The sequence below is a fragment of the Pseudomonas sp. S30 genome (assembly GCF_016518545.1).
Lineage (GTDB): Bacteria > Pseudomonadota > Gammaproteobacteria > Pseudomonadales > Pseudomonadaceae > Aquipseudomonas.
On sequence record NZ_JACVTO010000005.1, the window covers coordinates 203,183 to 217,838 of the forward strand.

Annotated in this window: 19 protein-coding genes; 3 read left to right on the forward strand and 16 right to left on the reverse strand. The window is 65.5% G+C overall.

The genetic code is table 11. The features are described 5' to 3' along the window. Positions 1–528: 528 nt before the first annotated feature. Positions 529–2,064 carry an NCS1 family nucleobase:cation symporter-1 gene (locus tag IAE34_RS08045; protein ID WP_200138339.1) on the forward strand — a complete coding sequence of 512 codons (1,536 nt, stop codon included), beginning with the start codon at positions 529–531 and terminating at the stop codon, positions 2,062–2,064. Positions 2,065–2,081: 17 nt separating this feature from the next. Next, positions 2,082–2,810 (forward strand): aspartate/glutamate racemase family protein, encoded by a 729-nt coding sequence (locus IAE34_RS08050; protein ID WP_200138340.1) that lies wholly within the window; start codon positions 2,082–2,084, stop codon positions 2,808–2,810. Between the two features lie 37 nt (positions 2,811–2,847). Here IAE34_RS08050 and IAE34_RS08055 read toward each other — a convergent pair whose 3' ends face one another. Continuing rightward, entirely contained in the window at positions 2,848–3,033 is a 186-nt protein-coding gene (locus IAE34_RS08055) for a hypothetical protein (RefSeq protein ID WP_200138341.1), read from the reverse strand. Here IAE34_RS08055 and IAE34_RS08060 point away from each other — a divergent pair. Further along, positions 3,032–3,469 carry a GNAT family N-acetyltransferase gene (locus tag IAE34_RS08060; protein ID WP_200138342.1) on the forward strand — a complete coding sequence of 146 codons (438 nt, stop codon included), beginning with the start codon at positions 3,032–3,034 and terminating at the stop codon, positions 3,467–3,469. The two genes, IAE34_RS08055 and IAE34_RS08060, sit on opposite strands and share 2 nt — an antisense overlap. Positions 3,470–3,683: 214 nt before the next feature. On the opposite strand, the gene IAE34_RS08065 is transcribed toward IAE34_RS08060, so the two are convergent. The 15 genes from IAE34_RS08065 to ccmA form a co-directional block, all read right to left on the reverse strand. Further along, on the reverse strand, positions 3,684–4,343 hold the full coding sequence (locus IAE34_RS08065; RefSeq protein WP_200138343.1) for a histidine phosphatase family protein: 660 nt from the start codon (positions 4,341–4,343) through the stop codon (positions 3,684–3,686). Positions 4,344–4,514: 171 nt separating this feature from the next. Continuing rightward, the gene (locus IAE34_RS08070; RefSeq protein ID WP_200138344.1) at positions 4,515–4,853 is read right to left on the reverse strand and encodes an FKBP-type peptidyl-prolyl cis-trans isomerase; all 339 of its coding nucleotides are present in this window, start codon (positions 4,851–4,853) and stop codon (positions 4,515–4,517) included. Positions 4,854–4,922: 69 nt separating this feature from the next. Then, complete coding sequence (locus IAE34_RS08075; protein ID WP_200138345.1) at positions 4,923–5,324, reverse strand: GFA family protein; 402 nt, start codon at positions 5,322–5,324, stop codon at positions 4,923–4,925. A gap of 93 nt (positions 5,325–5,417) precedes the next feature. Then, positions 5,418–6,206, reverse strand: coding sequence for a PhzF family phenazine biosynthesis protein (locus tag IAE34_RS08080; protein WP_200138346.1), 789 nt, complete (start codon positions 6,204–6,206; stop codon positions 5,418–5,420). Positions 6,207–6,256: 50 nt separating this feature from the next. Further along, positions 6,257–7,195, reverse strand: a complete 939-nt coding sequence (locus IAE34_RS08085; protein ID WP_200138347.1) for a 2-hydroxyacid dehydrogenase — start codon at positions 7,193–7,195, stop codon at positions 6,257–6,259. Positions 7,196–7,293: 98 nt separating this feature from the next. Continuing rightward, positions 7,294–7,713, reverse strand: coding sequence for a hypothetical protein (locus tag IAE34_RS08090; RefSeq protein ID WP_200138348.1), 420 nt, complete (start codon positions 7,711–7,713; stop codon positions 7,294–7,296). 11 nt (positions 7,714–7,724) lie between these two features. Then, on the reverse strand, positions 7,725–8,912 hold the full coding sequence (gene ccmI, locus IAE34_RS08095) for a c-type cytochrome biogenesis protein CcmI (RefSeq protein WP_200138349.1): 1,188 nt from the start codon (positions 8,910–8,912) through the stop codon (positions 7,725–7,727). Then, positions 8,905–9,381, reverse strand: coding sequence for a cytochrome c-type biogenesis protein (locus IAE34_RS08100; protein ID WP_200138350.1), 477 nt, complete (start codon positions 9,379–9,381; stop codon positions 8,905–8,907). Before IAE34_RS08100 ends, ccmI begins: the two co-directional genes overlap by 8 nt. Next, positions 9,378–9,914, reverse strand: coding sequence for a DsbE family thiol:disulfide interchange protein (locus IAE34_RS08105; protein ID WP_200138351.1), 537 nt, complete (start codon positions 9,912–9,914; stop codon positions 9,378–9,380). Before IAE34_RS08105 ends, IAE34_RS08100 begins: the two co-directional genes overlap by 4 nt. After that, a complete protein-coding gene (locus IAE34_RS08110) occupies positions 9,911–11,884 on the reverse strand; it encodes a heme lyase CcmF/NrfE family subunit (RefSeq protein WP_200138434.1) in 1,974 nt (657 codons plus the stop codon). Before IAE34_RS08110 ends, IAE34_RS08105 begins: the two co-directional genes overlap by 4 nt. A gap of 11 nt (positions 11,885–11,895) precedes the next feature. Next, the gene (gene ccmE, locus IAE34_RS08115) at positions 11,896–12,351 is read right to left on the reverse strand and encodes a cytochrome c maturation protein CcmE (RefSeq protein WP_200138352.1); all 456 of its coding nucleotides are present in this window, start codon (positions 12,349–12,351) and stop codon (positions 11,896–11,898) included. Then, on the reverse strand, positions 12,348–12,524 hold the full coding sequence (gene ccmD, locus IAE34_RS08120; protein ID WP_200138353.1) for a heme exporter protein CcmD: 177 nt from the start codon (positions 12,522–12,524) through the stop codon (positions 12,348–12,350). The genes ccmE and ccmD overlap by 4 nt, the downstream gene beginning before the upstream one ends. Continuing rightward, positions 12,521–13,288 (reverse strand): heme ABC transporter permease, encoded by a 768-nt coding sequence (locus IAE34_RS08125; protein WP_200138354.1) that lies wholly within the window; start codon positions 13,286–13,288, stop codon positions 12,521–12,523. The genes ccmD and IAE34_RS08125 overlap by 4 nt, the downstream gene beginning before the upstream one ends. Positions 13,289–13,334: 46 nt before the next feature. Then, on the reverse strand, positions 13,335–14,003 hold the full coding sequence (gene ccmB, locus IAE34_RS08130) for a heme exporter protein CcmB (protein ID WP_200138355.1): 669 nt from the start codon (positions 14,001–14,003) through the stop codon (positions 13,335–13,337). Then, entirely contained in the window at positions 14,000–14,632 is a 633-nt protein-coding gene (gene ccmA / locus IAE34_RS08135) for a cytochrome c biogenesis heme-transporting ATPase CcmA (protein WP_200138356.1), read from the reverse strand. The genes ccmB and ccmA overlap by 4 nt, the downstream gene beginning before the upstream one ends. Positions 14,633–14,656: the final 24 nt, after the last annotated feature.

Consider the following 14,656-nt stretch of genomic DNA (forward strand, 5'->3'; position numbering starts at 1 on the left):
GTTCATGAGGCCTATCTTGGTATGGCCTATCCAGGAAACTGAATGTGATCGAATAGGATCACGTGCGTACCCGCTTGTCACACTCGAGCAAGGCGATGGTTTCCGGAGGACTGACAAGAAAAGCCGAAGAAGCGAAAACCGGAATATCTTGTACACAAAACTAATAACAAATGCACCACAAGTGTGCACAATCGTAACGTTTCAGCCCAAAATGGTGACAAAATAGCGATAACTGACTGGCAGGTCAGATGGCGAGAAGAAGGCCGATTTTTGCGTGAAAATAAAATATCCTATGAAAATCATTCAGTTAAGTAGTTTCAGGTTTTTGCTGACGTTCACTTCAGCCTTTTAAGAAGCTGGCATGAAAATGGCTAGTCTGGACTGTGATTTGTATACAATCCGTTGATCATTACAATAATCCACGACGCCAGCCGCTCAAGGCTGTTCGCGCCCAGAACCCAGCGATGCGGGGCCTGCTGGAGATGATCCATTCTCTTCAATCAGCCCAGCGCATCAGGAGCCTCCGGAATGAGTAGCAGCCTAGACCTTGCCCCTGAACTTTCCGTAGCCAGCACCCAACCGTCGTCCTGCCCCCTCGACACCCCTACCCCGCCGTGCGAACTCAGCCCACGCCTGCACAACCGCGACCTGGCCCCCACTCGCCTGGAAGGCCGTCGCTGGGGTGGGTACAGCATCTTCGCGCTGTGGACCAACGATGTGCACAACATCGCCAACTACTCCTTCGCCATGGGCCTGTTCGCACTGGGCCTGGGCGGCTGGCAGATCCTCGTGTCGCTGGCCATCGGCGCGGCACTGGTGTACTTCTTCATGAACCTGTCCGGCTACATGGGCCAGAAGACCGGCGTGCCCTTTCCGGTGATGAGCCGCATCGCCTTCGGTATCCATGGGGCGCAGATCCCGGCGTTGATTCGCGCGGTGATCGCCATCGCCTGGTTCGGCATCCAGACCTACCTGGCCTCGGTGGTGCTCAGGGTGCTGCTCACAGCCGTGTGGCCGCAGGTGGCCGCCTACGACCACGACAGCATCCTGGGCTTGTCCAGTCTGGGCTGGCTGTGCTTCGTGGCGATCTGGGTGGTGCAACTGGTGATCCTGGCCTACGGCATGGAAATGGTGCGCCGCTATGAAGGCTTCGCCGGCCCGGTGATCCTGCTGACCGTCGCCAGCCTGGCGAGCTGGATGTTCTTCAAGAACGACGCACGCATCGCCTGGTCGGTGAGCGAGCCGCTGAGCGGTTACGAGATGTGGCGCAACATCTTCGCAGGCGGTGCACTGTGGCTGGCGATCTACGGCACCCTGGTGCTCAACTTCTGCGACTTCGCCCGCTCCTCGCCGTGCCGCAAGACCATCCGCGTCGGCAACTTCTGGGGCCTGCCGGTGAACATCCTGGTGTTCGCGGTCATCACCGTGGTGCTGTGCGGTGCACAGTTCCAGATCAACGGCCAGGTGATCGACAGCCCGACGCAGATCGTCGCCACCATTCCCAACACGCTGTTCCTGGTGCTGGGCTGCCTGGCATTCCTGATCGTCACCGTGGCGGTGAACATCATGGCCAACTTCGTCGCCCCGGCGTTCGTGCTCAGCAACCTCGCGCCGCGCCACTTGAATTTCCGCCGTGCGGGGCTGATCAGCGCCACCGTGGCGGTGCTGATCCTGCCGTGGAACCTCTACAACAGCCCGTTGGTGATCGTCTATTTTCTATCGGGCCTTGGCGCCCTGCTCGGGCCGCTGTACGGAGTGATCATGTCCGACTACTGGCTGCTGCGCAAAGGCCGGGTCAACGTGCCGGAGCTGTACAGCGAGCACCCTGGTGGCGCCTACCACTATTCCCGTGGCGTCAACCTGCGTGCGGTGGCCGCCTTCGTTCCGGCCGCGCTGCTGGCCATCATCCTGGCGCTGGTGCCGCACTTCCACAGCGTGGCGCCGTTCTCCTGGTTGATCGGCGCCGCAACCGCAGCGACCCTGTACCTGCTGATCGCGCCGCGCGATCGCCAATACCTGGATGTCAGCGGCGAGTCCATCGCCGTCGACCACAGCAGTCACTGATCGAGGAAAGGTTGTTCATGCGTATTCTGATCGTCAACGTCAACACCACCGAGGCCATCACCGAGGCCATCGCCGAACAGGCGCGCAGCGTGGCCGCGCCGGGTACCGAGATCGTCGGTTTGACGCCGCGCTTCGGCGCCGAGTCGGTGGAAGGCAATTTCGAGAGCTACCTGGCGGCCATCGCGGTCATGGACCGGGTGCTGGCCTATGACCAGCCCTACGACGCGGTGATCCAGGCAGGCTACGGCGAGCATGGCCGCGAGGGACTTCAGGAACTGCTCGACGTACCGGTCGTGGACATCACCGACGCCGCCGCCAGCACGGCGATGTACCTGGGGCACGCCTACTCGGTGGTCACCACCCTGGACCGTACCGTACCGCTGATCGAGGATCGCCTGAAGCTGTCGGGCTTGTACGACCGCTGCGCCTCGGTGAGGGCCAGCGGCCTGGCCGTGCTGGAACTGGAGGCCGACCCGCAGCGGGCCGTGCAGGCCATCGTCGAGCAGGCCGAGCGTGCGGTGCGAGACGACAAGGCCGAGGTGATCTGCCTGGGTTGCGGCGGCATGGTAGGGCTCGATGAGCAGATTCGCCGGCGTACCGGGGTGCCGGTGGTCGATGGGGTGAGCGCGGCGGTCACCCTCGCCGAGTCGCTGGTCAGGCTGGGGTTGAGTACCTCGAAGGTGCGTACCTACGCGACGCCGCGCACGAAGAAAGTGGTGGGCTGGCCGCTGTATCCAGGGCGCTGAGACGAGGCGTTGAGGCCAGCCAGGCTGACAGGGTTCGTCAAGAGCAGATGTCAGCCGGCATCCCGCCTGCTTTGCGGTTTGCCGAAGGGGATTCGCCTTTGGCCTCTGCGAACTTGCCAGACGAGAGCGTGGTGGGGAGATGACGATCAGGGTCACCGCCCGATACTTCAGGTGTGCCAAGATAGAGCCCATCGCAAGGATTGAGTATCAAGGCGTCGATCATGGAAAAAATCATCAGACTCGCCACCCCGGAAGATATCGAAACCATTTTCGATATTCGAACCAGCGTTCGCGAAAACCACCTGTCCCGGGAACAGCTGACAGAAATGGGCATCACGCCCGGCGCAATACGACAGGCGATTCTGGACGCCCCGTGCGCCTGGATCGCCGAGGTCGATGGTGTCCCTGCCGGTTTCTCCATGGTGGATGTCGAGGACGGGTGTGTATTCGCCGTATTCGTACGGCCCGAATTCGAGGACAAGGGGCTGGGCCGAAGCCTGATGAATGAAGCCGAGGCGTTGCTGTTTCGACATCACCCCACCCTCTGGCTGGAAACAGCCGAGGCTAGCCGTGCCAGCGGCTTCTATCGACACCGCGGGTGGCAGCCCGTCGAGCAACTGCCTGAAGGCGACGTTCGCTTCGAAAAGTGCCAGAGCTGACCATCGACACTGAGCGCCGTGGCCTGCCGGACCAGGTTGGAGTTCACTCCACGATGCCAGTATGTATGCCGCAGGCACAACACGGCGTATCACCTGGCAGCCGCTTCCCAAGCACGGGTACAAGCCCTTTGAAAGCGAAATCAAGCCTGACTGACAGGCCGCTGCCACCGATGAGGATCCGTGGAATCGGTGAAGCTCATCGTCTCGGACAGCGTCAGGTCGGGCACACCGTGGACCCGCCATCGAGTTCCTGACGCACGTTGCGGCTGAGCAGCGTGGCCTTGCCGTTGTGCCAGGTCAGGGTCAGCACGTAGAGCGTGTCGAAGTCCCCGCCGTCCCAATCCTGGGTGATCACGCGCTTCTCGCCGAGCGCCTTGCCGGCCACGGCGTTGATCAGGTCTGGCAGGTAACCGTGGGACCAGGCGGTGTACACCGTGGCGTTGCGGTACTTCGCACGCAGCAGCTCGTCCGCCAGGTCGTCGTAGTCGTTGGCGGCGAACTCGATGTTGACCGGCAGCCCCAGGCGGATGGCGCTGGGGCTAATGGTCATCAGTGGACGGATGTAGCTGTAGCTGCGGTCCTGACTACCCTCCTCCACATGCCGCCCCGGGTCGGCGGCGAACACGTAGTCGGCCTTGCCGAAGCGCTCCGGGAGCAAAGTAGCCAGGTCGATGGCGCGGTTCAGGCCTTGGCAGTTCAACTGGCCCAGACCCTCACCGGGTTTTTCGGCGTGACGCAGGAAGACCAGAGTCTGGGTACCGTCAACGGCTCGATCATCGCTGCGTACAACATCGAAAGTGAGCGGAATCAGCACGGCGGCGAGGGTGAGCGCGAGGAACAGGTGACGGCGTCGCAGGTAGTGCATCCACTTCATGGCAGGACTCGTTCGGCAAAAGGCGGAAGGCCTCCCTGGCCGGGTGCCGTGAGGGCTCGGCGCAGCAGCGCAGAACCTCGTCGTGGGACCCTGTAAGCCGCTCCTCCCTGGCAGGCGCCATCTTCGACCAGAGATATTGCCAAATTACGTCACGCAGGAAATAACTCGACATCATTCGTCGCGAGTGAGTACCTCCAGCAGCTCGATTTCGAAGGTCAGGTCCGAGTTCGGCGGAATGCTGCCGACCGAGCGCTCGCCATATCCCAGGTGGGCCGGAACCTCCAGACGCCGCTTGCCGCCGACGCGCATGCCCATGAGCCCCTGGTCCCAGCCCTTGATCACCCGACCGGTGCCGATCACGCACTGGAACGGCTTGCCACGGGCCCAGGACGAATCGAACTCGCTGCCATCGGCCAGCCAGCCGGTGTACTGGGTGGTGATCAAGGCGCCTTTGACCACGGCTTTGCCGTCACCGGACTGAAGATCGACGATATGCAGTTCCTGAATCACGCGATGGACTCCCTGAGCGATGTGAAGCCGGTCTTTTCTCAGGAATGCAGGCCGTTGGCAAGCCTGATCCTACAGCGCCTGAACCTGCTCGCCTGTCATCTCGCGGGTCTGGTTGGCGAAACAGTACCAGGCCGGGCGCTGCTCGACGAAGATCTGCAAGGTGAACTGCCAGTCCGCGTCGCCGCGCAGCACCCCCACCGGGAAGTAGTGGTCGTCCTTGCCGGTCAGGCGATAGAACAGGTGGGTGCCACAGTGTCCGCAGAACCCGCGCTCGGCCCATTCGGACGAGCGATAGACCGAAGGTGGCGCGCCTTCGAACCTCGGTGCCTGGCTGCAATGGACGGCCAGCATCGGCCCACCGCCCCATGTGCGGCACAGGCTGCAGTGGCAGGCACTGACGTCATGGTTGTCGAGGGTGGCGGTGAACTGGATCGCGCCGCACAGGCAACCGCCTTGTCGAGAGAGGGACATGTGACCGATGCTCCGTGTCTTGGGAAAGGCGAAGTATAGCGGCGATTGCCTGACGGCCCTGGCACGCCGGATCAGGCAGACGCCCAGCCCGGGTCAGAGGAACACGCTGGCACGCATGTACAACGCTGCCTGCCCGCTGATGATCACCCGACCATTGCCCGGCACCTCGCACTGCAACTGGCCCTTTCGTGCGCCGCCCTGCTCGCAGCTCAGCGTGCGCTTGCCCAGGCGCTCGGCCCAGTAGGGTGCGAGGCTGGTGTGCGCAGAGCCGGTCACGGGATCCTCGTTGACGCCCACGCGCGGACCGAACCAGCGGGTGACGAAATCGAAACCACGACCCGGGGCGGTGACCGCGACGCCGCGTACATCGAACGCCGACAATGCGGCGAAATCCGGTGTCAGTGGATCGAGCAGCGCGGCGTCATCGACCACCACGACGAAATCGTCCGAGCGATACAGCGCGCTGGCACGGGTCAGGCCGAGCGCTTGCAGCAGGCCATCGGGCATCGCCACGGCCTCGGGCTGCTTGGCGGGAAAGTCCATGGCCAGCAGACCGTCGGCGCGACGGCTGACACGCAGTTCACCGCTGCGGGTGTTGAAGCGCAGGATCTCGGCCTGCTCGCCCAGTTGCTCGAACAGCACCCAGGCGGTGGCCAGCGTGGCATGGCCGCACAGGTCCACTTCCACGGCCGGGGTGAACCAGCGCAGGTCGAAGGCGTCGCCGTTACGGACGAAGAAGGCGGTTTCGGAGAGATTGTTCTCTTCGGCGATCCGTTGCATCAGGTCGTCCGCCAGCCAGGCGTCGAGGGGAATCACGGCGGCGGGATTGCCACCGAATGGCTTGGCCGAGAAAGCGTCGACCTGGAACATCTCCAGCTGCATGCACACACTCCTTGTAGACCCCTGGCGCTGCGGGGTGAATTCGATGGGAATCAGAGGACAACCGGTGTCAGCACTGGCTGGCCGGCGAAAAAGGCCTGCAGGTTGCGCACGACCAGCTCGACGGTGTCGTGCGCCGCTTCCGGGGACTGTCCGGCGACATGCGGGGTGAGCACGGTGTTGTCGAGCGTCTTCAGCGCGTGCGGCACAGCCGGCTCGTCGTCGAACACATCCAGCGCGGCTCCAGCGATGGTGCCGCTGGCGAGGGCCTGCACCAGGGCCTGGGTGTCGACCACGCTGGCGCGGGCGATGTTGATCAGATATCCCTGGCCCCCCAGGGCTGCGAGCACCGCAGCGTCGACCAGATGCCGCGTGCCCGCCCCGCCGGGCGTGGCGATGACGAGGATATCCACCGCCTCGGCCAGCCTCAGCGGGCTGTCGTACCAGGTGTAGGGCAGATCGGTGCGTGCCGTGCGGCTGTGGTAGCTGACCGCCATGTCGAAGCCCTGGCCAGCGCGCTTGGCGATGGCCTGGCCGATGGCCCCCAGGCCGATGATGCCCAGGCGCTTGCCGCTCACCGAGGGGCTGATGACCCGGTTCCATTCCCCGCGGCGGGTGCTGGCGTCGGCACGCGCAATGTCGCGCAGCAGCGCCAGCATCAGGGCCATGGCGTGATCGGCGACCGGACCGGCATTGGCCCCGGCACCGTTGGTGACGGTGATGCCACGCGCCTTGGCGGCGGCCAGGTCGACCTGCTCGTAGCCGGCGCCGATCACGCAGATGATCCGCAGCTGACTCAGGGTCTGGATTTCGCCGGCCGTCAGGCCCAGCGGGCCACGTGTCAGCACGGCATCGATGGTGTCGGCATGACGGACGATGGCCTCGGCCCGCGATTGCGGTGTCTTGGCCAGAATCAGACGATAGCCGGCCTTTTCAAGCAACGGCAGGTAATCGTCGACGGTTTCCACCAGCACCAGAACGGTCTTGCCCATGCCACCCTCCGCATCGTTTGGCCGTCGAGTATGCCAGCTTGCGGGGGCCCTGTGCGCATCGGTGGCACGGCGATCGGGGCGCGCAGAAAGGCCTAGGGTCACTGCCCGAACGCGCGACCCAGCCCGCCCGGCACCCCGCTGCTGTCGGTGGTCTGCCATGGACCGTTGGGGCTCAGCGACCAGCTCCAGCCGCTGTCGTAGCGGTAGTAGGTGCGCTGGCGGTAGAAGGTATTGGGTTGTTTCTCCAGCACGTAAACGCCCAGTTTCGGATCCCAGTGGCTGGCACCGCCAGGCGGCGGGGCGAAGCTGGCCGAGGTGCGCGGCAACGGCTTGGGAATGCCGCTCGGTGCGCCAGGCTGCGGGGCCGGCGCACCGCCAGGCAGTGGCTTGACCACCGGCCCCTGTGGCGGCGGGGTCTCGATCGGTGGCGGCGCCTCGCGCTCGGCCGGTCGGTGCGCGGTGCAGGCGGACAGCCCCAGCGCCAGGGTGATGAGGGTCAGGCGTACGCTGCGATTCATGGCGGGCTCACTTATCGGTCAGGTCGGTCGATGGTCAGGGTCTGCACAGGCTGACCACGGGTGGCCACGGGCGCGCTCTGGCCGATCCATTCGCCCTGGGTCGGCTGACCGGCGCGCGAGACACGGGCCACCAGTTCGACTTCTCTGAAATCCGACAGTTTCATCTGCGGCATCATCGCCTCGGCGTCGGTCAGGCGCACCTCGACGGGCAGTTGCGCCACGGTGACGCGCCGGGCGGCCACAGGCATGGGCGGCCCGTGGCTGGCGCGGGCGAAAATGAACACCGTGTCGTCCGGGCGAACCTTGTCCTTGAGCGCCGGTGCCAGTGTTACCCGAACGCTCAGGGCGGCAGGCGACACGGGCTTGCCGCCGTGTTCGGCAAGTTTGGTCGCGGCACGATCGATCCCCCCTTGCAGCGCTGCGCGCGAGGCATCGCCCTCGGGCAATTGCGCCAGCAGACGCTGCCAGTAGTCGATCGCCTCCTGGTAGCGCTCACCCTCGAAGGCAGCGATACCGCGCAACCCCAGGCTGGTGACCTCGTTCGGGTCGGCCTTGAGCGCTTCGTCGGTCAAGGCCTGCAGGTGCGCGCTCCAGTGCTTGTCGGCCGCGAAATACTGCGCCTGTGCCCATTGACCGAGCAGCTCGGGCTGGCGGCCGGCCAGGGCCACGGCGCGCTCGTAGACGCGCGCGGCATCGGCCGGACGCTGCGCGGCCATGTAGGCGCGGCCCAGGAAGTACAGGCCTTCGGCCGAATCGGGCTGGGCCTGTACCGCACGTTCCAGGCGAGTGGTCATTTCTTCCACCGACTGGGGCGCCTGGGCGAACTCACGGGTTAATTCGACCTTGTCGGCAGCACCGAAATGCAGGTACAGCCCCAGCGCCAGCGCTGGCACCAGCAGCGCCGCCAGCACGGGCACGGTCCGCCCCAGCTCACCGGCCCGTGGCGCCTCTGCGCCCTCGGTGTCGGACAGCAGCTCACGTGCCACCTCGGCGCGCCCCTGTGCCAGGCGTTCGGCATCGAGCACACCGGCCCGATGCTGCGCGTCCAGTTCGACGATGCGCTCTTCATAGAGCGCCACGTTGAGCGCGGTGCGGTCCTGCTCGAGCTGTTGCCTGCGGCGACCACGCAGCACCGGAATCAGCAGCAACGCCAGGGCGGCGAGCAGCAACAGGCCCGCACTCAGCCAGAAGTCAGTCATGGGTCGATTCTTTTTCCAACAGATGGGCAAGCCGTTGTCGTTCGGCCTGGGAGAGTTCGGCGCCGCCCTCGATCGCCGATGACCGACGTCGGCGCACGATCAGCGCGATCACCACCAGGCCAGCGGCCAGCAGCACGCCGGGACCGAACCAGAGCAGCCAGGTGCGCGCACCGAGCGCGGGCTTGTAGCGCACGAAGTCGCCATAACGCTCGACCATGAAGTCGATGATCTGCTGGTTGCTGCGGTTCTCGCCGAGCATGCGGAAGATCTCCCGGCGCAGGTCGGCGGCGATCGGCGCATTGGAGTCGGCGATGTCCTGGTTCTGGCATTTGGGGCAGCGCAGTTCACGGGTCAGTTGCTGGTAGCGCTCGCGCTCGGCTTCGTCGCGGAACTGATAGGTGTCGATGGCTGCGCGGGCCACGCCGACAAGGCTCAATCCCAGCAGCGCGGCGAGGAGCCAGCGCTTCATGGCCGGGCCTCGTCGACCAGCGCCTGATACAACGGTGCCAACTGCTCGCGCCACACCTGAGCGTCGACCACGCCGACATGCTTGTAGCGGATGATGCCCTCGGCGTCGATCAGGAAGGTCTCGGGCGCGCCGTACACGCCCAGGTCCAGGCCCAGGGTGCCCTGCTCGTCACGGATGTCGAGCTGGTACGGATCGTGGAACTCGGCCAGCCACTTGAGCGCGGCGGCGTTGTCGTCCTTGTAGTTGACGCCGTGGATCACCACGCCCTGCTCGGCCAACTGGTTCAGATACGGGTGCTCGACCTTGCACGACGGGCACCAGGTCCCCCACACGTTGACCAGTGCCGGGCGGCCGAGCAGGTCGGCCTGGGTCAAGGTGCGGTCATCGCGCACGCTTTGCAGTGAAAATGCCGGGAACGGCTTGCCGATCATCGCCGAGGGCAGCTCGTCGGGTTTGAGGAACAGCCCTTTGTAGAGAAACACCGCCATCAGCAGGAACACCGCCAATGGCAACACCATCATCCAACGCCTCATGCCTTCGCTCCAGACAGGCCCAGTGTAGTGCGCGCGCGCGCCATGACCTTGACTCGATAGCGCCGGTCGCAGGCCGCCAGCAACCCGCCAAGCCCGGTCAACAGCCCACCGAGCCAGATCCAGCGCACGTAGGGTTTGATGTGCACGCGCACGGCCCAGGCGCCGTTCTCCAGCGGCTCGCCCAGGGCGACGTACAGATCGCGGGTCAGGCCTGCATCGATACCGGCTTCGGTCATCATCGACTGCTGCACGGTATACAGGCGTTTCTCCGGGTGCAGCACGGCTACCTCACGGCCCCCCTGGGACACGCGCACGGTGCCCTTGTCGGAGATGAAGTTGGGCCCCTCGAAGTGCCTGGCGCCCTCGAACAGGAAGTGGTAACCGCCGAGCTCGATGCGTTCGCCCGGCGCCATGCGCAGGTCGCGCTCGGCGCTGTTGTTGCTCGACAGCACCACGCCCAGGGCGCACACCACCAGGCCCAGGTGCGCCAGCTGCATGGCCCAGTAGCTGCGCGACAATTTGCCCAGCCCCTTGGCCAGGCCCGTGTGGCGGGTCTTGTCGAGGATGTCGCGCAGCCCGCCGAGCACCACCCAGGCGGCCAGCGCGAAGACGCTGAGCGCCGGCCAGTCGAAGTCGCCGACCATCAGCCCGGCCAGCGGCGCCAGCACCGCACTGCCGATCAGCACGGGCGTGAGCATGCTCGCCAGCCAGCGTCCCGGCGTGTCTTTCCAGCGCACCAGCACGCCGACCGCCAGTACCACCAGCAGCAAGGCCATCAGCGGCACGAACAACGCGTCGAAGTACGGTGGCCCGACCGAGAGCTTGGCGCCGGTCAGGGCATCGAGCACCAGCGGATACAGCGTGCCCAGCAGGATCATCGAGGCCGCCACCACCAGCAGCAGGTTGTTGGCCAGCAGCAAGGTCTCGCGCGACCACAGGCCGAAGCCCACCTGGCTCTTGACCACCGGAGCGCGCAGGGCGAACAGGGTCAGCGAGCCGCCGACCACGAACAGCAGGAAGATCAGGATGAACACCCCGCGCGCAGGATCCGCGGCGAAGGCGTGCACCGAGGTCAGCACCCCGGAACGCACCAGGAAAGTGCCGAGCAGGCTCAGGGAGAAGGCGGCGATGGCCAGCAGCACCGTCCAGCTCTTGAACACGCCGCGCTTTTCCGTCACCGCCAACGAATGGATCAGCGCCGTGCCCACCAGCCAAGGCATGAACGAAGCGTTTTCCACCGGATCCCAGAACCACCAGCCGCCCCAGCCCAGCTCGTAGTAGGCCCACCACGAGCCCAGGGCGATCCCGATACCCAGAAAAGCCCAGGCGACCAGGGTCCAAGGTCGCGACCAGCGCGCCCAGGCGGCGTCCAGCCGACCGCCGAGCAAGGCCGCGATGGCGAAGGCGAAGGCCACCGAGAAGCCGACGTAGCCCATGTACAGCATCGGCGGATGCACGATCAGGCCGAAATCCTGCAACAGCGGGTTGAGGTCGCGCCCGTCGGTCGGCACCTGCGGCAGCAGACGGGCGAACGGGTTGGAGGTGACGATCAGGAACGACAGGAAGCCGACGCTGATCATGCCCATCACCGCCAGCACCCGGGCCAGCATGACCTGTGGCAGTTGCCGGGAAAACACCGACACGGCGAAGGTCCAGCCGCCGAGGATCAGGGCCCACAGCAGCAGCGATCCCTCGTGGGCCCCCCACACGGCGCTGAACTTGTAATACCAGGGCAGCGCACTGTTGGAGTTGTGGGCCACGTAGGCGACCGAGAAGTTATCGGTCATGAACGCGTGGGTCAGGCAGGCGAAGGCGAACGCCAGGAACGCGAACTGGCCCCAGGCCGCGGGCCGCGCCAGGCTCATCCACAGGCGATCGCCGCGCCAGGCGCCGAGCAGCGGAATGCTGGCCTGGACCGCTGCCAGGCAGATCGCCAGGATCATCGACAGCTGGCCCAGTTCGGGAATCACCAGGGCCGCGGTCATGGCCGCACCTCGCCATTGGCAGCGGTCTTGCCGCTGTCCTTGAGCGCCTTGCTGACCTCGGGGGGCATGTACTTCTCGTCATGCTTGGCCAGCACCTCGTCGGCCACCACGACGCCCTCGGCGTTGAGCTTGCCGAGGGCGACGATGCCCTGCCCTTCACGGAACAGGTCCGGGAGAATGCCGCGGTAACTGATCGCGACCGACCGGTTGAAGTCGGTGACCACGAAGCGCACGTCCAGGGAGTCGCCCGAGCGCTGCACCGAGCCCTTCTCGACCATGCCGCCGGCACGGATGCGGGTGTCCAGCGGCGCCTCGCCATTGGCGATCTGGGTGGGGGTGTAGAACAGGTTGATGTTCTGCTGCAACGCGCTCAGGGCCAGGCCCAGGGCGACGGCCACGCCGGCCAGCAGGCCGAGGATCAGCAACAGACGCTTCTTGCGCTGCGGATTCACTGGGGGGTCTCCCGGCGCAGACGACGCGCCTCTTCTTGCAGATAGCGACGCCGCGCCAGCAGCGGCGCAGCGACGTTGATGCCAAGCACGATCAGGCACAGGGCGTAGGCCGACCAGACATACAGGCCGTGATGGCCCATGGCGAGGAAGTCGCCGACAGAGGTGAAGCTCATCGGCCGTACTCCTTGCTCGCCACGCCCAGCACCTGCTCGCGCACCCAGCTGGCGCGGGCCTCGCGGCGCAGCACTTCCAGGCGCATGCGCAGCAGCAGGACGGCGCCGAAGAAGGCGTAGAAACCCAGCACGGTGAACAGCAGCGGCAGCCACATTTCGGCCGGCATGGCCGGTTTTTCGGTGAGGGTGAAGGTGGCGCCCTGGTGCAGGGTGTTCCACCACTGCACCGAGTACTTGATGATCGGGATGTTCACCACCCCGACGATGGCCAGCACCGCGCACGCTTTGGCCGCACTGTCGCGGTTGCTGATCGACTGGCCCAGCGCGATCAGGCCCAGGTAAAGGAACAGCAGGATCAGCATCGAGGTCAGCCGGGCGTCCCACACCCACCAGCTGCCCCAGGTCGGTTTGCCCCAGATCGCCCCGGTGACCAGCGCCAGAGCTGTCATCCAGGCGCCAATGGGGGCTGCGCATTGAAGGGCGACGTCGGCCAGTTTCATCTTCCACACCAGGCCCACCACGCCAGCGAGCGCCAGCAGCACATAGCAGGACTGGGCGAGCATGGCGGCCGGCACGTGGATGTAGATGATGCGGAAACTGTTGCCCTGCTGGTAATCGGCAGGGGCGAAGGCCAGGCCCCAGGCAATGCCGACCAGCAGCAGCAAGGCGGCGGCGATGCTCAGCCACGGCAGCAGGCGGCCACTGATGGCGTAGAACCACTTCGGTGAGCCCAGCTTGTGGAACCATGTCCAGCTCATTTTCATCAGGGTGCATCCAGGGTCTTTGCCGGGCTTCACTGCCCAGGACTCGTTATTCGCCGACACTGATCCTCAGGCCGGCTGCGATGGCGAAGGGTGTCAGGGTCACCGCAAGGGCGGTCAGGCTCGCCAGCCAGAGCAGATACCCGCTGGCCGGCATATTCTGCAACGCCGCTTGCAACGCACCACTGCCCAGGATCAATACCGGGATGTACAGCGGCAGGATCAGCAGCGCCAACAGCAATCCGCCGCGCTTGAGCCCCACCGTCAGCGCCGCGCCCACCGCACCGAGCAGGCTCAGCACCGGCGTGCCGAGCAGCAGCGAGCCGAGCAGCACCGGCAGGCAGTTCGCAGGCAGGCCGAGCATCAGCGCCAGCACGGGCGCCAACAATACCAGCGCCAGGCCGGAAAAGGTCCAGTGCGCCAATACTTTGGCCAGCACCAGCAGCGGCAACGGCTGCGGCGACAGCACCCACTGTTCGAGGGAGCCGTCGTCGAAGTCGCTGCGAAACAGGCCATCGAGCGACAGCAGCACCGCCAGAAGAGCGGCGACCCACACCAGCCCAGGAGACAAGGTTTGCAACAATTGGCTATCCGCTCCGACCGCCAGGGGGAACAGCGCCACCACGATGGCGAAGAACACCAGGGGGTTGGCCAGTTCCGCCGGACGGCGGCACAACAGGCGCGCTTCGCGGCGCAGCAACGGGATGAATACGCTCATGCCGCCCACTGCCCCAGGTTCAGCTCGCGATAGCCTTCAGGCCGGCGTTGCAAGCTATGGTGAGTGGTCAGCACCACGCTGCCGCCTGCCTCGCAGTGCTCGGCCAGATGCGCTTCGAGCTGGGCCACGGCGTGTTTGTCCAGGGCGGTGAAGGGTTCGTCGAGGATCCACAGCGCAGGGCCCGGCAGATGCAGCCTGGCCAGGGCCACACGGCGTTGCTGACCGGCCGACAGGGTATGGCAGGGCACGTCTTCGAAGCCGCGCAGGCCGACCCTCTCCAGTGCCTGCCAGATACTGGCGCGGTCGGCGGGCTGGTGCAGGGCGCACAGCCAGGCGAGGTTTTCCTCGGCGCTGAGCAGCTCCTTGATGCCCGCCGCATGACCGATCCACAGCAGCAGGCCGACCAGCGCCTGGCGCTGCTCGCCGATCGCGCGACCCTCGAGCAGGATTTGCCCCGCCGTGGGCTGCATCAGCCCGGCCAACAAGCGCAGCAGGCTGGTCTTGCCGCTGCCGTTGGGCCCGCTGACCTGGAGCATGTCGCCGGGACGCAACTCGAAGTCCAGGTGCTCGAAGAGCAGCCGCCAGTCGCGCTCGCAGGCAAGGTTCTCGGCTTGGAGGTGGAAGCTCACGGTTTGGCCTTGTACTGTTCATGG